At 32.2% G+C, this 19,192-nt stretch carries 20 protein-coding genes; 13 read left to right on the top strand and 7 right to left on the bottom strand.

Annotated features, from left to right (window positions below):
- Positions 1 to 13 precede the first annotated feature (13 nt).
- The gene (locus tag BDW25_RS07385) at positions 14 to 1,219 is read right to left on the bottom strand and encodes an MFS transporter (RefSeq protein ID WP_133945284.1); all 1,206 of its coding nucleotides are present in this window, start codon (positions 1,217 to 1,219) and stop codon (positions 14 to 16) included.
- Positions 1,206 to 1,649 (bottom strand): MarR family winged helix-turn-helix transcriptional regulator, encoded by a 444-nt coding sequence (locus BDW25_RS07380; RefSeq protein WP_071859840.1) that lies wholly within the window; start codon positions 1,647 to 1,649, stop codon positions 1,206 to 1,208. The genes BDW25_RS07385 and BDW25_RS07380 overlap by 14 nt, the downstream gene beginning before the upstream one ends.
- 170 nt (positions 1,650 to 1,819) lie before the next feature.
- Here BDW25_RS07380 and BDW25_RS07375 point away from each other — a divergent pair, with 170 nt between their 5' ends.
- From BDW25_RS07375 to BDW25_RS07360, 3 genes are all read left to right on the top strand, one after another.
- Complete coding sequence (locus BDW25_RS07375; protein WP_133945282.1) at positions 1,820 to 2,590, top strand: VOC family protein; 771 nt, start codon at positions 1,820 to 1,822, stop codon at positions 2,588 to 2,590.
- A gap of 414 nt (positions 2,591 to 3,004) precedes the next feature.
- Positions 3,005 to 4,267, top strand: coding sequence for a lipid II:glycine glycyltransferase FemX (locus tag BDW25_RS07365; RefSeq protein ID WP_002448476.1), 1,263 nt, complete (start codon positions 3,005 to 3,007; stop codon positions 4,265 to 4,267).
- A 106-nt stretch (positions 4,268 to 4,373) separates the two neighbouring features.
- On the top strand, positions 4,374 to 7,547 hold the full coding sequence (locus tag BDW25_RS07360) for an efflux RND transporter permease subunit (RefSeq protein ID WP_133945280.1): 3,174 nt from the start codon (positions 4,374 to 4,376) through the stop codon (positions 7,545 to 7,547).
- A gap of 67 nt (positions 7,548 to 7,614) precedes the next feature.
- Here the strand turns inward: BDW25_RS07360 and mspA are convergent, their stop codons facing one another.
- A complete protein-coding gene (gene mspA / locus BDW25_RS07355; protein ID WP_002448383.1) occupies positions 7,615 to 7,932 on the bottom strand; it encodes a membrane stabilizing protein MspA in 318 nt (105 codons plus the stop codon).
- Between the two features lie 72 nt (positions 7,933 to 8,004).
- On the bottom strand, positions 8,005 to 8,172 hold the full coding sequence (locus tag BDW25_RS10900; RefSeq protein ID WP_002448622.1) for an SE1832 family protein: 168 nt from the start codon (positions 8,170 to 8,172) through the stop codon (positions 8,005 to 8,007).
- A gap of 132 nt (positions 8,173 to 8,304) precedes the next feature.
- Between BDW25_RS10900 and BDW25_RS07350 the strand changes: the two genes are divergently transcribed.
- Positions 8,305 to 9,213: an AEC family transporter gene (locus BDW25_RS07350; protein ID WP_002448531.1), complete on the top strand. Its 909-nt coding sequence runs from the start codon at positions 8,305 to 8,307 to the stop codon at positions 9,211 to 9,213.
- Between the two features lie 70 nt (positions 9,214 to 9,283).
- Here BDW25_RS07350 and BDW25_RS07345 read toward each other — a convergent pair whose 3' ends face one another.
- Together BDW25_RS07345 and BDW25_RS07340 are read right to left on the bottom strand one after the other, a co-directional pair.
- Positions 9,284 to 10,075, bottom strand: a complete 792-nt coding sequence (locus BDW25_RS07345) for a glucose 1-dehydrogenase (RefSeq protein ID WP_002448461.1) — start codon at positions 10,073 to 10,075, stop codon at positions 9,284 to 9,286.
- A 21-nt stretch (positions 10,076 to 10,096) separates the two neighbouring features.
- A complete protein-coding gene (locus tag BDW25_RS07340; RefSeq protein ID WP_133945278.1) occupies positions 10,097 to 10,960 on the bottom strand; it encodes a GRP family sugar transporter in 864 nt (287 codons plus the stop codon).
- Between the two features lie 286 nt (positions 10,961 to 11,246).
- Between BDW25_RS07340 and BDW25_RS07335 the strand changes: the two genes are divergently transcribed.
- On the top strand, positions 11,247 to 13,382 hold the full coding sequence (locus BDW25_RS07335; protein WP_002448594.1) for a DNA topoisomerase III: 2,136 nt from the start codon (positions 11,247 to 11,249) through the stop codon (positions 13,380 to 13,382).
- Positions 13,383 to 13,494: 112 nt separating this feature from the next.
- Positions 13,495 to 14,829, top strand: coding sequence for an NCS2 family permease (locus tag BDW25_RS07330; RefSeq protein ID WP_002448576.1), 1,335 nt, complete (start codon positions 13,495 to 13,497; stop codon positions 14,827 to 14,829).
- A 57-nt stretch (positions 14,830 to 14,886) separates the two neighbouring features.
- On the opposite strand, the gene BDW25_RS07325 is transcribed toward BDW25_RS07330, so the two are convergent.
- Entirely contained in the window at positions 14,887 to 15,276 is a 390-nt protein-coding gene (locus BDW25_RS07325) for a hypothetical protein (protein WP_002448355.1), read from the bottom strand.
- Positions 15,277 to 15,659: 383 nt separating this feature from the next.
- Here BDW25_RS07325 and rpsJ point away from each other — a divergent pair, with 383 nt between their 5' ends.
- The 7 genes from rpsJ (at position 15,660) to rplV (ending at position 19,181) form a co-directional block, all read left to right on the top strand.
- On the top strand, positions 15,660 to 15,968 hold the full coding sequence (gene rpsJ / locus BDW25_RS07320; protein ID WP_001118667.1) for a 30S ribosomal protein S10: 309 nt from the start codon (positions 15,660 to 15,662) through the stop codon (positions 15,966 to 15,968).
- Positions 15,969 to 15,995: 27 nt separating this feature from the next.
- Positions 15,996 to 16,658, top strand: a complete 663-nt coding sequence (gene rplC / locus BDW25_RS07315; RefSeq protein ID WP_002448523.1) for a 50S ribosomal protein L3 — start codon at positions 15,996 to 15,998, stop codon at positions 16,656 to 16,658.
- Positions 16,659 to 16,685: 27 nt separating this feature from the next.
- Complete coding sequence (gene rplD / locus BDW25_RS07310) at positions 16,686 to 17,309, top strand: 50S ribosomal protein L4 (RefSeq protein WP_002448327.1); 624 nt, start codon at positions 16,686 to 16,688, stop codon at positions 17,307 to 17,309.
- Entirely contained in the window at positions 17,309 to 17,584 is a 276-nt protein-coding gene (rplW, locus tag BDW25_RS07305) for a 50S ribosomal protein L23 (RefSeq protein ID WP_002448403.1), read from the top strand. Before rplD ends, rplW begins: the two co-directional genes overlap by 1 nt.
- Positions 17,585 to 17,620: 36 nt before the next feature.
- The gene (gene rplB / locus BDW25_RS07300) at positions 17,621 to 18,454 is read left to right on the top strand and encodes a 50S ribosomal protein L2 (RefSeq protein WP_133945276.1); all 834 of its coding nucleotides are present in this window, start codon (positions 17,621 to 17,623) and stop codon (positions 18,452 to 18,454) included.
- A gap of 64 nt (positions 18,455 to 18,518) precedes the next feature.
- Positions 18,519 to 18,797: a 30S ribosomal protein S19 gene (gene rpsS / locus BDW25_RS07295; RefSeq protein WP_002448348.1), complete on the top strand. Its 279-nt coding sequence runs from the start codon at positions 18,519 to 18,521 to the stop codon at positions 18,795 to 18,797.
- A gap of 30 nt (positions 18,798 to 18,827) precedes the next feature.
- Positions 18,828 to 19,181, top strand: coding sequence for a 50S ribosomal protein L22 (gene rplV, locus BDW25_RS07290; protein WP_001829734.1), 354 nt, complete (start codon positions 18,828 to 18,830; stop codon positions 19,179 to 19,181).
- Positions 19,182 to 19,192: the final 11 nt, after the last annotated feature.

Genomic DNA, 19,192 nt, shown 5'->3' with positions numbered 1-19,192 from the left:
ATTAAATGAAAGATTAATACGTATTACCATGTACTTTTCTACCATGAACAATTAAATAAAGTACCGTACATAAAGCGGCTACAATAGCCATAATGAGATAAACTTGAGTATACGTAATTGCACCTGTAAATAATCCAAGCAACGATGGACCAAAACCAATACCAATATCTAATCCAATAAAGTAAGTTGAAGTTGCAATTCCATATTTACTTGAAGGTGAGACTTTAATTGCAATGGCTTGCATTGAAGAAGAGAGATTTCCATAGCCAATACCTAAGAATATACCAGCAAGTAATAATACCCAACCATTATAGCTAAATACTAATAAAACAAATGTAATAATTAAAGCAAGAAATGCTGGATAAACCACAACGTTTTCATTTTTTGCATCAATCATTCTACCAGCAATAGGTCGAGTGATTAATGAAGCGACCGCATAGAAAATAAAGAAATAACTAGATGCTTCTAACAAATGACGTTGCTCAGCAAAAGATTTTAAGAATGTTAGGATTGATGCATAGTTCAACCCGATAATCATCATAACAATTGCTACTGGTATAGCTTCTTTAGCAATGAAATGATGAATGCTGAAACCAGAAGCTTGAGCTACTTTTCTATCAACTGCATTTTTAGTAGGATTAAAGTCAATTTTAATAAAGAGTGAAACAATTAAACTTGCAATTCCTAGTATAAGACAGATAAGAAATAGTAAATTAATTGAGAATGATTTCAATAATAAAATTCCAAAGAAAGGACCAATGGCTGATCCAAGAACAAGACTTAGTGAAAATAAGCTAATGCCCTCACTTTTACGTTCTACAGGGGTAACATGTGCAGCAATTGTACCTGTAGCTGTCGTTGCGATAGCTGTAGCAATTCCATTTAGGAGTCGTACTAACATCAAGATGGTTATCGATCCTGGGATAAAATAAAGTAACTGAGTAATGATTAGAAAAATTAAACCAGCAATTAAAATTTTTTTAGGACCAAAACGATTGACATACTTTCCTGTTCCAAAACGTCCTATCAATGATCCAATAATAAATAATCCTACAACAAGTCCAGATATACTGTCTGACACATGATAGGATGTTTTAGAATAATCAGCGATGATAACTAATAATAAGTACATACATAAATAAACAAAGAAGTTAATGATAAAATTGATTGTAAAACTTTTAGTAAAAATAGGTTGTTTAATAGTATTAGTCTGATTCATGAGGATCCCCCTTTGATAATGTATAGTGTAACTTTTTCATAATTGCTATGACGTGATCCAAGTCATCATTAGATATATTAGATTGATGGATTAAATCTTCTTGAATAGGTGTAATACAAGCATTCATGTCCTCAAATAATTGCTGTCCTTTTTCAGATAAACTTAATAGCTTTTCACGTTTGTCAGTACCTGGAGTAACCAAAAGTAAATCTTTTTCAAATAGGACTTTAATAATTTTACGCGCAGTCGGTTTTTCAATAAAACGACGTTTAGATATTTGAACTAAAGTCGTTTGATCATATGTAGCAATATCTTTAAGCACTAACCACTGACCTGTATGTAGACCAAATTGATCTAATATAGGTTGAGTACGTTTAATATAAGGACGATAAATACCAATAAAACTATTAAAAAATTCATTTGTGAGCATTTTAAATTGTCTCCCTCGAAATTAGTTAGCAAGGCTAACTAATTAATACCGAAAATTATTATACGCCGATTTCATTCGTTTTTCAACACTAAATATAAGTTATAGAGTAAAGTATAGTGAAATTTGTTAAAATACAATTAAGTTTAAATTAGTAAAGGGGATATTGATAAATGAAGTTGAAATTTGATCATATGATTCATTACGTCGATCAATTAAAAGGATTTAAATATCCAGGTGAGTTATTAAAAATTCATTCTGGAGGCAAGCATCATCAATATGGCACTTTCAATCGTTTAGCTTATATAAATGGAAATTACATCGAACTCTTAGATGTTGAAGATGTTGAAAAGTTAAAGAAAGAAGTTAAAACTGAAGAGGGTAGAGTCGCTTTTGCAACGAAAATTGTTCAAGATGATTTTAAGCAAGGATTTAAAACAATGGCATTTAGAACGGAAGATATAGAGAGAGTAAAACAATCTTTAAACGAACGTCATATTGATACGATTGGTCCTATAAATATGGACAGAGAAAATAAAAAGGGTGAAAAGATAAGATGGAAGTTACTCTACATCGCTGATCCCGACTATATGGTAAGGCCTCCTTTTTTTATTGAGTGGAATAAAAATAAAGTCGATCATATGCAAAATTTGGATTCATTTTTTCAGAAACAATTTAAAATTGATAAAATTATTATAGATAGTTCTAAACGCTCTAAAACCTTAACTAAGTGGCAAAGCTGGTTTAATATGGATATTATAGAAGAAAATGAGAACTACACTGATTTAAAATTAGAGGGGGATACTATTGTTTATCGGATTCAAGATGCGGCTCAATCTGGATACAATACCATTGTTTTTAAAGATAATGAGACTATGACTCCTTATTCAATCATTATTAAAGGAGCCAAATATCGTTTCGAACCTAATGAAGGAACTAATTAAATAGATAGGTATAAGTACTATGTGCAATAAAAGCAATATGAATAAAAACTAGTACTAAAGAAATTAAGCTTAGTATTAAAGAAAAACGATTTGTTTTTAATAGTATAAATAAAATGGTAAGTACAAGTGATAAAGCGACAAACATCACTCTCAGACTAAAAAAATTTATAGTTAATGGATGAGCCATTGTATAAATTATTGCAATAGCATTACATACAATAAATATAAGTAAAATAATATTTCTCAATTTTAAAAACCTCTTTAATAAAAAATAGTAGTGTTTTTCATTCATTAAGTATAACAAAAAGAATAGCTTTTTGAAGAAAATACAACTTCTATTATGAGTTTGTCGACACTCTCAAATCTACAATGTATAATGATAAGTAATGCAAAGATAAAGGAGTTTTATATAGCATGGAAAAGATGAATATCACAAATCAGGAACATGACGAATTTGTAAAAACTCATCCGAATGGTGATTTATTGCAACTGACAAAGTGGGCAGAGACAAAGCGCTTAACTGGATGGTATTCAAAACGTGTGGCAGTAGGTGAAAATGGTGAAATTAAAGGTGTAGGACAGTTATTATTTAAAAAGATACCGAAGTTACCATTTACATTATGCTACGTATCACGTGGATTCGTAGCCGATTATAATGATAGAGACGTACTGAGAGCACTTTTAAATGAAACAAAAAAAATTGCTAAAGAAGAAAAAGCGTACGCGATTAAGATTGATCCAGATGTTGAAGTAGAACATGGCACAGAAGCACTTAAAAATTTAAGAATGCTTGGATTTAAACATAAAGGGTTTAAAGAAGGATTATCAAAAGACTATATTCAACCTCGTATGACAATGATTACACCTATTGATAAAACCGATGATGAAATTATTCAAAACTTTGAACGTCGTAATCGTTCTAAAGTTAGATTAGCGCTTAAACGAGGTACTAAAGTTGAACACTCAAATCGTGAAGGACTTAAAACATTTGCGAAGTTAATGCAAATTACGGGTGAACGTGATGGTTTCTTAACACGTGATATTAGCTATTTTGAGAATATTTATGACTCATTACATGAAGATGGAGATGCAGAATTATTCTTAGTGAAATTAGAGCCACAACAAGTGCTTGATGAAACGAATAAAGATTTAGAAGCTCAAGAAGCAGAAAAAGCTAAATTAGAAGCGAAGTCAGAAGCACGTCCAAATGACAAAAAGACAGCTAACAAATTAAATGATATAAAAAATAAGATTTCTAAGACAACTGAATTAAAAGAAGATTTAGAAAGATTAAATCAAGAACATCCAGAAGGCGTATATTTATCAGGCGCATTACTTATGTTTGCAGGTAAAAAATCATATTACTTATATGGAGCTTCTTCAAATGATTATCGTGATTTCTTACCGAACCATCATATGCAATATGAAATGATGAAATACGCAAGAGACCATGGTGCAACAACGTATGACTTTGGTGGCACAGATAATAATCCATCAAAAGATTCTGAACACTATGGATTATGGGCTTTTAAACGTGTATGGGGCACTTATTTAAGTGAAAAAATTGGTGAGTTTGATTATGTCTTAAATCAACCGTTATATCAATTAATCGAACAAGTTAAACCAAGACTTACAAAAGCCAAAATTAAACTCTCTCGCAAATTAAAACGTAAATAATTAATTTACAGTATTGTAGATACAGTATTTAATCTGAACGATTCTATGAAGAAACGTTCAGATTTTTTTACCAATATTAATCACTTATTATAGGAGAAGTAACAAAATGATTAAAAAGATGCTTCAATTTTCATTAGGTAATAAGTTTGCTATTTTTTTAATGGTTCTTTTAGTCATTATAGGTGGCATATATTCAAGTGCTAAACTTAAATTAGAATTATTACCTGATGTTGAAAATCCAATTATTTCTGTCCAAACGACGATGTCAGGAGCTACACCTCAAACGACACAAGGTGAAATTAGCTCGAAAATTGATAAACAAGTCAGATCACTCGCTTATGTAAAAAGTGTAGAAACACAATCGATATCTAATGCTTCAATTGTGAAAGTTGAATATAACAACGAAACTGACATGGATAAAGCTGAAGAAGTACTGAAAAAAGAAATAGATAAAATCGATTTTAAGGATGGAGTAAGTGAACCAGAATTAATACGTAATTCCATCGACGCCTTTCCTATCGTAGCTTACTCATTTACAAATGAAAGTAATGACTTAAGAACTACTACAAAGGAAATTAATGAACAATTAATACCTAAACTTCAAACTGTTGACGGTGTTCAAAGTGCACAACTGAATGGACAAACTACACGTCAAGTTACTTTGAAATTTAAACAAAAAGAATTAGATAAAGTAGGGTTATCTGCGGATGATGTTGAAAATTACATTAAGACAGCGACTAGAGAAACACCACTCGGTTTATTTCAATTTGGAAATAATGAAAAATCTCTCGTTGTGGATGGTCAATTTAAATCAGTCAGTGCATTAAAAGATTTAAAGATCCCTCTTTCTATAGCAGGTCAAGGACAATCAAGCGATTCTAACGATAATAGTATTAGCAGTACTGGCCAAGAGGACAGTCAATCATCTAGTTCAAGTCAATCGCGAGCGAATAGCTCTTTAAAAGAAACAAATGGTCAAATGCCAAGCGTGCCACTTAAAGATTTAGCTAAAATCACTGTGGGCGATGAACGAGATTCTATTTCAAAAACAAATGGTAAAGATGCAGTTAACGTACAAGTAATGAAAGCACAAGATGCAAATACAGTTCAAGTGGCTAGAGCAACGCAAAAGAAAATAGACGAGTTTGTTAAGAATAACAGTGATATCAAAGCCACAAAAACAATGGACACAGCTAAACCAATTGAAGATTCATTATATACTATGATTGAAAAAGCGGCCTTAGGTACCATCGTCGCAATTATTGTTATTTTATTATTCTTAAGAAATATTAAAACAACAGCGATATCTATCGTTTCAATTCCGTTATCTATTTTGATTGCACTTATTGCACTGAAATTAAGTAATGTATCACTTAATATTTTAACTTTAGGTGCATTGACTATTGCGATTGGTCGGGTCATAGATGATTCTATTGTTGTAGTAGAAAATATCTATCGCCGATTATCAGATCCAGGTGAACAATTAAAAGGGAACAATTTAGTTATTAGTGCAACGAGAGAGGTATTTAAACCTATTTTATCTTCTACGATTGTTACAATTATAGTTTTCTTACCGCTAGCTTTTGTTTCAGGCTCAGTAGGTGAAATGTTTCGACCATTTGCGTTAGCTATCACATTTAGTTTACTGGCTTCGCTTCTTGTTTCTATTACTGTTGTACCAGCTCTTGCCTCAACGTTCTTTAAAAATGGAATAAAAATAAATGGCAATGTTAATGAAGAAAATAAATTAGGGAGAATTAGTAAGGAATATAAACGAGTACTGGGTTGGTCACTTAATCATAAATGGCTTGTTCTTATTATTAGTATTGTTATATTAATTGCGAGTATAGGAATTGGTGCAACTAAGTTAGGAACAAGTTATATTTCTACTGGAGAAGATAAGTTCTTAGCGTTAACTTATACACCTAAACCAGGAGAAACTGAAGAAGCAGTACTTAAACATGCTGAAAAAGCTCAAAAATATCTTCAAAGTAAAGATAAAGTTAAAACAGTTCAATTTTCTGTAGGTGGACCTTCTCCAGCAGATCCAACAGGAAGCACGAATAGCATGGCTATTATGGTGGAATATGATTCGAATACACCTCACTTTGAGGAAGAACCAGATAAAGTGGTTACACATCTTTCTAAAATGAAAGACCCAGGTGAATGGAAAAATCAAGACTTAGGTACAGGAGCTGGAAACAATTCAGTGGACGTAACTGTTAAAGGACCTTCTACTGATGCAATTAGAAGTACAGTAACTAAAGTTGAAAATAAAATGAAATCCATTAAAGGTGTAGCAGATGTCAATTCAGATTTATCACAGACCTATGATCAATATGAAATCAAAGTAGATCAAAATAAAGCAACAGATAAAGGTATTTCAGCTGCACAATTAGCATTGAATTTAAATGAGAACTTACCAGAAAAAACAATTACAACTGTTAAAGAAAATGGTAATAATATAGATGTAAAAGTAAAACAGAATAAACAAACAAATTGGTCTCAAAATAAACTAGAAAACATTGACTTACATGCACCAAGTGGAGAAACTGTTAAATTAAAAGATATCGCACGTCTAAACAAAACAACAACACCAAGTAAACTTGTTCAAAAAGATGGCGATTATGCTACAACAGTTTCAGGTAAGATTACCGCTTCTGATGTTGGTGGAACCTCTAGTAAAGTGATGCGTGAAATCAATACAATTGATAAACCTAATAACGTTAAGTTTAATGTTGGCGGTGCAACAGATGATATTAATACAGCAATGAGCCAACTCGCTTTTGCAATGCTTATTGCTATTGTTATTGTGTATCTTGTGTTGGTTATCACATTCAAAGGTGGTTTAGCACCATTTACAATTCTATTCTCATTACCATTTACAGCTATTGGTATAGTATTTGCATTATTGATTACCAGAGAAACCATTTCAGTACCAAGTTTAATTGGTATGTTGATGTTAATTGGTATTGTTGTTACAAATGCAATTGTATTAATTGATAGAGTGATTTCAAATGAACATCAAGGTATGTTAATGAAAGAAGCTTTAATTGAAGCGGGTGGAACTCGAATTAGACCTATTTTGATGACTGCAGTTGCAACAATCGGTGCATTATTACCATTGTTATTTGGGCAAAATAGTTCAATTCTAATTTCTAAAGGAATGGCTGCTACAGTCATAGGTGGATTAGTATCATCAACACTACTAACCTTAATCGTAGTGCCTGTTATCTATGAAATACTCTTTACTTTAAAAAACAAACTTACACGTAAATAAAGATAAATTTAGGATAAGTCAAAAAAAGCAATTGAGACGTATGCACATACGTTCAATTGCTTTTTTATTAATACATAGTAAAAGTTAAAATAATATATATTACAAAAATAATGATAGATATAATATTTAAAATCGAAACACCTTTATGATCGTTTTTAAGTGCTTTAAAAGCTGTAACTTCTACATTTCCTACAAGAAGAAGCAATACAACAAATACCCACCAATTTTCACTAGGAAATTGGATCGTAGTGATAGCTACTACAAATAATAATAATATTCCCATAATAATACGTAAAATATGTACGAACATTGATTTCATTTTAAAAATACTGATATAACTTACAATAAGATACAGTATGGGTAATAAAATTAAGTATATTTTCACTTGATGACATCCTTTCTATTACGACTAATATCATAGCATTCATGAACTTTAATGCCTAGATATATTGAAAAATTATTTCTGACGTAATTTTGAACGTATGTCTGAAATTTCTTTTTCAATTTCTTCTAATTGTTTTACTAAAGGATCAATCTGTTGATTTAGTGATTCTTTTTTCTCTAAATCATTTTGTAAACGAATATAATCGTATTTAAGCTCAGCTAATTGTGATTCTAATTCCATGTCTAGTCGAACTCCTTATTTATTAATATGATTAGTAATGATTATAGCATGAAACAAGTAACTTCTAAAAATACTGTTAATTGTGTTAGAGTAATTAGTTGTAATGGAATATTAGGGAAGAAGGGATGAATTGTGACTGAGCAATTTATAATCATTATTTTGTTAATTGCATTAGGTTACTTACTTAAACGTATTAACTTTATTAAATCTGCAGATAGTCAAGTATTGTCTACGCTTGTATTGAATGTCACATTACCTTCTTTAGTTATTGTCAATTTAAATAGTGCGAATCTTGATTTATCATTTTCTATTTTACCAATTATGATGCTCATCTATGGCATATTAGCCAAAGTAATTATGGTTGCATTATTTAGAAAATATGATAATCATGTCAAGGGTTCAGTAGGTATGATGGCAGCGTCATTAAACATTGGTTTATTTGCTTATCCACTTGTAGAAACAATTTGGCCTAAAAATGGTATGATTTATTTTGGTATGGCTGATATCGGTGGGGCAATTATTATGTTTGGAGTCACTTACTTTGTAGGTAGTTATTACAGTGAAGGAAGCGATCAATTTAATTTCAAATTTTTAGGGAAAAAGTTAATTTCTTCAATACCACTCGTTACTTATATTGTAATGTTTATACTTAATATGGCTAATATTCATTTACCAAAAGCTTCAATTGACTTTTTTACAATAATTTCTAAAGCGAACATGCCATTATCAATGATTTTACTTGGAATTATGTTGAGCTTCAGAATTGAAAAACAATTTTTACCAATTGCAGTGAAATATTTAATTGTCCATTACGGACTTGGATGTATTGCTGGTTTATTAGTCCACTTTTTCTTACCAACATCAGATGATATGATTAAAACAACGTTATTAATTACATGGTTACTTCCTGTGGGTGTGGCAATTATTCCATATTCAATTCAATTTAAATATAAAACATTACCGTTAGTGGGAATGGTTACTAATATTTCTATTGTGATAAGTATTATTATTATATATATTTATCAAGCTATCTTTGTATAAAAACTACATATACACATGAAAAAAGCAAGCGATTTTTAATCATCGCTTGCTCTTTTACTTTATAGTATGATTACCCTTTTCCACCCATAAATGCAGGATAGTTCATCATACCACCATCAACATATAATGTTGTTCCATGAACATAGCTAGCTAAATTAGAAGCTAAAAACAATGCACCGTTTGCTACATCTTTTGCATCACCGATTTCTCTAGCTGGAATCATTTCTAATGTTTCGGCACGTGTTTTTGGATCAGAGAATTTTTCTTTTGTATGCTCAGTCACAACGGCACCTGGAGAGATATTATTAATACGAATGCCATGTTGGGCATATTCCATTGACATTGTTTCCATCATTAACTTAAGACCGCCTTTACTTGCAGCATAGTTAACGTAATTTGGCCAAGGAATTGTATCATGCACGCTTGAAGTATTAATAATAATACCTTTCTTATCTTCTTTTAAAAATTGTTTTACCGCTTCACGTGAACCAATAAATGCACCTGTTAAGTTAATATCAAGGACTTTTTGCCATTCAGCCATAGACATTTCATGACTTGGAGTGGCTTTTTCAAAACCAGCATTATTAATCATGATATCAACTGTTCCAAATTCTTTAACAGCCGTTTCTACTAATCGTTTCACATCTTCTTCGACTGAAACATCGGCTTGCACCGTAATTGAGTCACCGCCAGATTTTTTGATTGTTTCTTGAAGGGCATCAAGTTCTTCCATATGATTTTCTGATCTATAATTTAAGACTACTTTCGCTTTTTCTTTACCAAAAACTTCCGCCATTGCTTTTCCTATGCCACTGCCAGAGCCAGTAATAACCACAACTTTATTTTCTAATTCAGAAAACATTGTATGACCTCCTCAATATACCTATTTTAAGTTTCCTAATATAATTGCTGCGATGATAATCAACGCAATACCTGACCAAATCCCAATCATTTGGCGTCGATCTTTTTTCTCACCTAATAAGAATATACCACCAAGAGTAGAAACTATAACTAATAATTGTGATAATGAGAAACTTGTTGCTACACCAACTTTAGGTTGAGAATAGAACATAAATAAGTTACCTATTCCCCAAACAATCCCTGGAATAATATTAAGTGCGGTAGATTTAATATTTGTTTCATGTCTCATTGAAAGTAAAAATCCACCAATAGCCATACCAACTGATTGGAAGAATAAGGCATCAGTACCATTTACGCCAAATATATTGCCGATTACTACATAACCTACATAACCTAATGTACCTACAACTAGAATTACCATTGCTTTACTAAAATTAAGATCTTTTGTAGAACGCTCATTTTTTCCTTTTAGTGATGTAAGTGCAATCCCTGTTACTAATAAAACCATTGCAATAAGTCCTAACGTAACTTGTAATCCAGTACTCCATTCACCTAAAAAGATAGCACTAAATAAAGTTGTACCTACTAATTGTAAACCAGTAGAAATAGGCATTGTTTTAGATACGCCGACAAGGTTAACAGATTGTAATTGAGTTCCTTGACCGAATGCCCACATTGCACCAGAAATTAACCCTACAATGATGACAGTAGGGTTATCAAATTGTGCATGACCTGTAAGAAGTAAGATTAGACCAATAACCAATGTACCTAACGTTGTACCTCTAATTTGATTGTATGGACCTCCTCCTACAAATACATTGATTAATACGAGACTTCCCCAAAATAATGCAGGTAATAAGGCGATTAATATGTTAATAATCTGCATTTATTACTCACTCTCCTTTTCAAAAATAAGTGCTTTCCTTTCCATAACACTTGGTGAATATTTTATATTATTTGTGATTGATATAAAACGCAATTGCTCATTTTTTTATAAAATATAAAAGACTAATATTATAAAAATGTATAGCCTAAGTATTTTAGTAAGCTGAATTTAATATAGGGGTTTTACTTTAAATTAATAAGATGAGATGGAAAGTAACACTATTGCTATACATGTTACAATATTAAACGTATGAAAATAAAAAGTAAGAATGTGAAAGGAAATTTGAATGAAATCATTAATTCTAGCGGAAAAACCCTCGGTAGCGAGAGATATTGCAGAAGCACTAAATATTAAAGAAAAACATCATGGATATATTGCAAATCAGCGCTATATAGTGACATGGGCTTTAGGTCATTTAGTAACAAATGCTCAACCAGAACATTATGACAAAACATATAAAGAATGGAAATTAGAAGATTTACCTATACTACCTAAGCAAATGCATACTGTGGTCATAGGGAAGACAAGTAAACAATTTAAAATTGTAAAATCTTTAATATTAAATAAAGATGTGAAAAACATTATTATTGCTACAGATGCTGGGCGTGAAGGAGAGCTAGTAGCACGTCTCATCTTAGATAAAGTAAAAAATAAAAAGCCAATTAAACGTTTATGGATTAGTTCGGTGACTAAAAAAGCAATACAACAAGGCTTTAAACATTTAAAAGATGGTCGTGAATATAATCACTTGTATCAAGCAGCTCTTGCACGAAGTGAAGCGGACTGGATAGTGGGTATTAATGCTACTAGAGCACTGACAACTAAATATGATGCTCAACTTTCATTAGGAAGGGTACAAACACCAACGATTCAACTGGTTTATCATCGACAACAAGAAATTAATCATTTTAAACCTCAAAAGTATTACACACTTTCTTTAAAAGTAAATGACGCTACATTTGATATTCAAACTAATAAAAGATTTACTAATAAAGAAGAAATACAAAAATTATCTGAAAAAATAGAAAGACAATCAGGTCAGATTGAAGATGTTTCAATTAAGCAAAAAAAATCTTACGCAAAACCTTTATATAATTTAACTGATTTACAACAAGCATCTTACCAACGATTTAAAATAGGACCCAAAGAAACTTTGAATATTTTACAGAGTCTTTATGAACGTCATAAATTATTAACATATCCAAGAACAGATTCTAACTACTTATCTAACGATATGACAGATACCATACAAGAACGTCTCCAAGCCTTATTAGCGACTGATTATAAATCACATGCTCGTCAGTTAATGACTAAGTCATTTACAACTAAGATGCATATTTTTAATAATCAAAAAGTGTCAGACCATCATGCGATTATTCCAACTGAAATTAGACCCAACTTTGATACATTAACTAACAGAGAAACAAAAATATATTTAATGGTTGTACAACGATTTTTAGAAACATTAATGGATCCTTATCAGTATGAAGCGACACAGGTTATTTTAAAAGTGGGAGAATATCAATTTAAACATGCTGAAAACGTCACACGTAAATTAGGATTTAAAGCACTTAGTAACAATGATTCTACTTCTAATAAGACTATCACTTTTAGCAAGAATGAAACCTATCGTGTACAACAAGTCAAAGTAAGCGAACATGAAACCACACCACCTGAATATTTCAATGAAGGTAGCTTACTTAAGGCGATGGAAAATCCACAAAATTATATTCAATTGAATGACAAAAAGTATGCTAATACCCTTCATAAGACGGGAGGAATTGGAACAGTAGCGACGCGTGCAGATATTATTGAAAAACTATTCAAGCTTAATGCAATAGAATCAAAAGATGGGAAATTAAAAGTGACATCTAAAGGAAAACAAATATTAGAGCTTTCTCCTAAAGCACTAACTTCTCCTTTAATGACTGCGGAATGGGAAGAAAAATTACTTTCTATTGAGAAAGGTAAATATAATGCTAAACAATTTATTAATGAGATGAAAGATTTTACTAAAAAAATTGTTGGGGAAATCAAACATAGTGATCAAAAATATAAACATGATAATTTAACTTCTACTGAATGTCCAAATTGCGGTAAATTTATGATAAAAGTAAAAACTAAAAACGGACAAATGCTAGTGTGTCAAGATCCTACCTGTCATACTAAAAAGAATATTCAACGTAAAACGAATGCACGTTGTCCTAACTGTAAAAAGAAAATGACATTGTTTGGAAGAGGAAAAGAAGCGGTCTACCGATGTGTATGCGGTCATACTGAAACACAAGCACAAATGGATCAACGATTGAAAAATAAAAATAATGGTAAAGTTTCTAAAAAAGATATGAAAAAATATATGAATAATCACGATGAATTGGATAATAATCCTTTTAAAGATGCATTAAAGAACTTGAAACTTTAAATAAAATCGAACTTATAATGAAATAAATCGATAAAAGTTCGTTTTTAGTATTGTTTTTTTAAGTAAGTAATATTAAACTATTAAAGTATTTTAAAAAAAGGAGTTTAAAGCTGTGAAAAAATACTTCCAATTCGACGAGTATGGTACTAACTACAAAAGAGAAATCATCGGTGGTATCACAACTTTCTTATCAATGGCTTATATATTAGCCGTGAATCCTCAAGTCTTAAGTTTAGCAGGTGTTAAAGGTATATCTGGGGATATGAAAATGGATCAAGGTGCCATTTTTGTAGCGACAGCATTAGCAGCCTTTGTAGGATCTTTATTCATGGGACTAATTGCAAGATATCCGATTGCGCTTGCCCCAGGGATGGGATTAAATGCGTTCTTTGCATTTACAGTTGTTTTAACAATGGGAATTCCTTGGCAAATCGGTTTAACAGGTGTGCTGTTTTCTGGTATATTCTTTGCGATATTAACAGCAACTGGATTGAGGGAAATAATTATTAATGCAATACCCTATGAAATGAAAATGGCAGTTTCGGCAGGTATAGGGCTATTTATTACTTTTGTAGGTTTACAAAGTGCAGGTATTATTGTAAAAAATGATTCAACGCTTGTAACATTAGGTCATCTAACTAAACCATCAGTACTTTTAGCTATATTTGGGATTGCTATAACAATCATTTTATATGCTAGAAAGGTTCCAGGTTCAATCTTTATTGGTATGATTATAACTGCAATTGTAGGGATGATTACAGGTCAAATTCATACACCATCAGGTATTGTAGGTAAAATTCCAAGTATTACACCTACATTTGGAGCAGCTTTTGAAGCATTTAAAGATCCAGGCCAATTATTTACCATCCAATTTCTTATTGTTATTTTAACGTTCTTCTTTATTGATTTCTTTGATACTGCAGGTACTTTAGTAGCAGTAGCAACCCAAGCAGGTATAATGAAAGACAATAAGTTACCAAGAGCTGGAAGAGCATTATTTGCAGACTCACTTGCTACAATTGTTGGGGCTATTTTTGGTACAACTACAACAACCTCTTATATTGAATCTACTTCTGGTGTTGCAGTAGGAGCACGTACAGGTTTTGCAAGTATCATAACTGGTTTTTGTTTCTTATTAGCATTATTCTTTAGTCCGCTAATTGAAGTCGTTACAAGTGCAGTAACAACACCAGCGTTAGTTGTAGTTGGTATTTTAATGGCGGCAAACTTTGCTGAAATTAATTGGAAAAAATTTGAAGTAGCAGTACCAGCATTTATTACAATCATTATGATGCCTTTATCATATTCAATTGCTACAGGTATTGCATGTGGGTTTATCTTCTATCCAATAACAATGTTAATTACTAAAAAACATAAAGAAGTTCATCCTATCATGTATGTATTAATGGTATTATTTATTTTATACTTCGTGTTTGTACACGGTTAAACATAAAAAGACACATTTAATTCAAAAATTAAATGTGTCTTTTTAATATTGAAATTATTAATTGTTTTTATCATCTTTGTATTGAGTATAAATAACTTTAGAATCTTTATTTGGAATGTAAGTTGGTGCGTTGAGCACAACAAATATAAAGAATACCATTAAGAAAAAGAGTACCCAATGCGTAAACATACCAATAATAGGTAGAAAAGCAACAAATGATCCAATTAATCCAATAAATGGGATCATTGCCATAGGCTTAATTGTATTTTGAGAATCTACTAATAGAATGATGCCTAAAATAAGATAGAGTAAAGCATTTAATAACAAAGGTTGCCAACCAAAGCTAAGAATAACTGTGCCTCCTAAAAAAGGAATACCATAGAACAATTCGCTAGCTATTAAGAAAATACTAATGATTGATAAAGTAAGTTTCACATTTCTTTTCATTTATATAATATTCACCTCCGATAAAGTTCATGAATTTTAAAATAATTAACATTAAAAATATATAGTTGCAATTTCAAAATTCATTACTCTCTATATCTATTATAAAGGTTTATAGAAAAAAGGGAAAAAATTTACTCAAAATGGTTGAACTACATAAAAATTTTCAGTAAAATAATTAAGTATGTGTTAGACGTAAATAAAAAAGTTAAAGAAAAACCTTGATTTATTAGTGTTTTTCTTGTAACATATTTAATGTTGGACTTGAAGAAAGCGATGAAGCGAAAGGTTACTGACACACCCGGCCGCTTTGCCATGGCGTTGTGTGAGATAGTTTTCGTGGAGAAGTCTATCACTTCAATGTAGACGAACAAGGAGGGAAAATTATGGCAAAACAAAAAATCAGAATCAGATTAAAAGCTTATGATCACCGTGTAATTGATCAATCAGCAGAAAAGATTGTTGAAACTGCTAAACGTTCTGGTGCAGATGTATCTGGACCAATTCCGTTACCAACAGAAAAATCTGTTTACACAATTATTCGTGCGGTGCACAAGTATAAAGATTCTCGTGAACAATTCGAACAACGTACACATAAACGTTTAATCGACATTGTTAACCCAACACCAAAAACAGTTGATGCTTTAATGGGCTTAAACTTACCATCTGGTGTAGACATCGAAATTAAATTATAATAGATCAATTTAGGAGGTGGACTTTCGATGACCAAAGGAATCTTAGGAAGAAAAATTGGGATGACACAAGTATTCGGAGAAAATGGTGAATTAATCCCTGTTACAGTAGTAGAAGCAAATCAAAACGTAGTATTACAAAAGAAAACTGAAGAAGTTGATGGCTACAATGCTATCCAAGTAGGTTTTGCAGACAAACAAGCATATAAAAAAGATGCTAAATCAAATAAATATGCAAATAAACCAGCTGAAGGTCACGCTAAAAAAGCTGGCGCAGCACCTAAGCGCTTCATTCGTGAATTCAGAAACGTTAATGTTGATGAATACGAAGTAGGTCAAGAAGTCACAGTAGATACTTTTGAAGCTGGAGACATTATTGATGTTACAGGAACTTCAAAAGGTAAAGGTTTCCAAGGTGCAATTAAACGTCATGGTCAAGGTCGTGGACCAATGGCTCACGGTTCTCATTTCCATAGAGCTCCAGGTTCAGTAGGTATGGCTTCAGATGCTTCAAGAGTATTTAAAGGTCAAAAAATGCCTGGACGTATGGGCGGTAACACAGTTACAGTTCAAAACTTAGAAGTTGTTCAAGTTGATACTGATAACAATGTTATTTTAGTAAAAGGTAATGTACCTGGACCTAAAAAAGGTTTTGTAGAAATTAAATCTTCAATTAAAAAAGGTAATAAATAATAAGTAGCGAAAGGAGGAAAAAGCATAATGGCTAATTATGATGTATTAAAAGTAGACGGATCAAAATCTGGTTCAGTTGAATTAAGCGATTCAGTTTTCGCAATCGAACCAAACAACAGTGTTCTTTTCGAAGCAATCAATTTACAACGTGCTTCTTTACGCCAAGGTACACATGCAGTGAAAAATCGTTCAGCTGTTCGTGGTGGTGGACGTAAACCATGGAGACAAAAAGGTACAGGACGTGCACGTCAAGGTACAATTCGTGCTCCACAATGGCGTGGTGGTGGTATCGTTTTCGGACCAACTCCAAGAAGCTATTCATACAAAATGCCTAAGAAAATGCGTCGTTTAGCATTACGTTCTGCATTATCTTTCAAAGTTCAAGAAAACAACTTTACAATCGTTGATACTTTTGGCTTTGATGCACCAAAAACAAAAGAATTCAAAAATGTTTTAACTACACTTGAACAACCTAAAAAAGTGTTAGTAGTAACAGAAAACGAAGATGTAAACGTTGAATTATCTGCACGTAATATTCCTGGCGTACAAGTAAGTACAGCTCAAGGATTAAACGTATTAGATATCACTAGCGCTGACAGTGTAATCATTACTGAATCAGCTGCGAAAAAAGTTGAGGAGGTGCTCGGATAATGGAAGCTAGAGATGTTCTTAAGCGCCCCGTAATCACTGAAAAATCTTCTGAAGCAATGGCTGAAGATAAATATACTTTTGACGTAGATACTCGTGCTAACAAAACTCAAGTTAAAATTGCAGTTGAAGAAATCTTCGACGTTAAAGTTGAAAGTGTAAATATTATCAACTACAAACCAAAGAAAAAACGTATGGGCCGTTATCAAGGCTATACAAATAAAAGAAGAAAAGCGATTGTAAAACTTAAAGAAGGTTCAATCGACTTATTCAACTAAAATAAAATAATATTACCATTAAGGAGGTAAGCGACAATGGCTCTTAAAAAATATAAGCCAATTACAAATGGTCGTCGTAATATGACTACGTTAGACTTCGCTGAAATCACGAAGACTACACCTGAAAAGTCATTATTACAACCGCTACCGAAAAAAGCGGGTCGTAACAATCAAGGTAAATTAACAGTTCGTCACCATGGTGGAGGACATAAACGTCAATATCGTGTAATTGACTTCAAACGTAATAAAGACGGAATCACTGCTAAAGTTGATTCAATTCAATATGATCCAAACCGTTCAGCTAACATTGCTTTATTAGTATATGCTGATGGTGAAAAACGTTACATTATCGCACCAAAAGGATTACAAGTAGGCCAAACAGTTGAAAGTGGTGCTGAAGCAGATATCAAAGTTGGTAATGCTTTACCATTACAAAATATTCCAGTTGGTACTGTAATTCATAATATCGAATTAAAACCTGGTAAAGGCGGACAAATTGCTCGTTCAGCAGGTGCAAGTTCACAAGTACTTGGTAAAGAAGGTAAATATGTATTAATCAGATTACGTTCTGGTGAGGTACGTATGATTTTATCTACTTGCCGTGCTACAATCGGTCAAGTTGGTAACTTACAACATGAACTTGTTAACGTTGGTAAAGCTGGTCGTTCAAGATGGAAAGGTATCCGTCCAACAGTTCGTGGTTCTGTAATGAACCCTAACGATCACCCACACGGTGGTGGTGAAGGTCGTGCTCCTATCGGTAGACCATCTCCAATGTCACCATGGGGTAAACCAACGCTTGGTAAGAAAACACGTCGCGGTAAAAAATCATCTGATAAACTTATCGTTCGTGGACGTAAGAGAAAATAATAACAACTTATTTGAGTGTGCGGCTTAACAGCTGCACGCACACAATAAGAAGGGAGGCGCCCAAATGGCTCGTAGTATTAAAAAAGGACCTTTCGTTGATGATCATTTAATGAAAAAAGTAGAAGCTCAAGACGGAAGTGAAAAGAAACAAGTAATTAAAACATGGTCACGTCGTTCTACAATTTTCCCAAATTTCATCGGTCATACTTTTGCAGTATATGATGGTCGTAAACATGTACCTGTTTATGTAACTGAAGATATGGTTGGTCACAAATTAGGTGAATTTGCTCCAACTCGTACATTTAAAGGACATGCAGCTGACGATAAGAAAACTAGTAGATAATAATATATATAAGTAGAGGAGGATATCCTAATGGAAGCAAAAGCGGTTGCTAGAACAATCAGAATCGCACCTCGTAAAGTAAGATTAGTTCTTGACTTAATTAGAGGTAAAAATGCTGGAGAAGCTATTGCTATTTTAAAATTAACTAATAAAGCTTCATCACCAGTAATTGAAAAAGTATTAATGTCCGCTTTAGCAAATGCTGAACATAACTATGACATGAATACAGATGAATTAGTTGTTAAAGAAGCATATGCAAATGAAGGACCAACTTTAAAACGTTTCCGTCCACGTGCACAAGGTCGTGCAAGTGCAATCAACAAACGTACAAGCCACATTACAATCGTCGTAAGTGACGGTAAAGAAGAAGCTAAAGAAGCTTAATAACTATTTAA

Source organism: Staphylococcus sp. AtDRG32, assembly GCF_004365845.1.
Classification (GTDB): Bacteria; Bacillota; Bacilli; order Staphylococcales; family Staphylococcaceae; genus Staphylococcus; species Staphylococcus hominis.
Note: the sequence above shows the minus strand (reverse complement) of the source record. Positions and strands in the feature narration are given on the sequence as shown.

What these genes read in the sequence shown, in the direction of transcription:
- BDW25_RS07385 (WP_133945284.1), bottom strand. Translation starts at nt 1,219, where the DNA reads ATGAATCAGACTAATACTATTAAACAACCTATTTTTACTAAAAGTTTT.
- BDW25_RS07380 (WP_071859840.1), bottom strand. Translation starts at nt 1,649, where the DNA reads ATGCTCACAAATGAATTTTTTAATAGTTTTATTGGTATTTATCGTCCT.
- BDW25_RS07375 (WP_133945282.1), top strand. Translation starts at nt 1,820, where the DNA reads ATGAAGTTGAAATTTGATCATATGATTCATTACGTCGATCAATTAAAA.
- BDW25_RS07365 (WP_002448476.1), top strand. Translation starts at nt 3,005, where the DNA reads ATGGAAAAGATGAATATCACAAATCAGGAACATGACGAATTTGTAAAA.
- BDW25_RS07360 (WP_133945280.1), top strand. Translation starts at nt 4,374, where the DNA reads ATGATTAAAAAGATGCTTCAATTTTCATTAGGTAATAAGTTTGCTATT.
- BDW25_RS10900 (WP_002448622.1), bottom strand. Translation starts at nt 8,172, where the DNA reads ATGGAATTAGAATCACAATTAGCTGAGCTTAAATACGATTATATTCGT.
- BDW25_RS07345 (WP_002448461.1), bottom strand. Translation starts at nt 10,075, where the DNA reads ATGTTTTCTGAATTAGAAAATAAAGTTGTGGTTATTACTGGCTCTGGC.
- BDW25_RS07340 (WP_133945278.1), bottom strand. Translation starts at nt 10,960, where the DNA reads ATGCAGATTATTAACATATTAATCGCCTTATTACCTGCATTATTTTGG.
- BDW25_RS07335 (WP_002448594.1), top strand. Translation starts at nt 11,247, where the DNA reads ATGAAATCATTAATTCTAGCGGAAAAACCCTCGGTAGCGAGAGATATT.
- BDW25_RS07325 (WP_002448355.1), bottom strand. Translation starts at nt 15,276, where the DNA reads ATGAAAAGAAATGTGAAACTTACTTTATCAATCATTAGTATTTTCTTA.
- rpsJ (WP_001118667.1), top strand. Translation starts at nt 15,660, where the DNA reads ATGGCAAAACAAAAAATCAGAATCAGATTAAAAGCTTATGATCACCGT.
- rplC (WP_002448523.1), top strand. Translation starts at nt 15,996, where the DNA reads ATGACCAAAGGAATCTTAGGAAGAAAAATTGGGATGACACAAGTATTC.
- rplD (WP_002448327.1), top strand. Translation starts at nt 16,686, where the DNA reads ATGGCTAATTATGATGTATTAAAAGTAGACGGATCAAAATCTGGTTCA.
- rplW (WP_002448403.1), top strand. Translation starts at nt 17,309, where the DNA reads ATGGAAGCTAGAGATGTTCTTAAGCGCCCCGTAATCACTGAAAAATCT.
- rplB (WP_133945276.1), top strand. Translation starts at nt 17,621, where the DNA reads ATGGCTCTTAAAAAATATAAGCCAATTACAAATGGTCGTCGTAATATG.
- rpsS (WP_002448348.1), top strand. Translation starts at nt 18,519, where the DNA reads ATGGCTCGTAGTATTAAAAAAGGACCTTTCGTTGATGATCATTTAATG.
- rplV (WP_001829734.1), top strand. Translation starts at nt 18,828, where the DNA reads ATGGAAGCAAAAGCGGTTGCTAGAACAATCAGAATCGCACCTCGTAAA.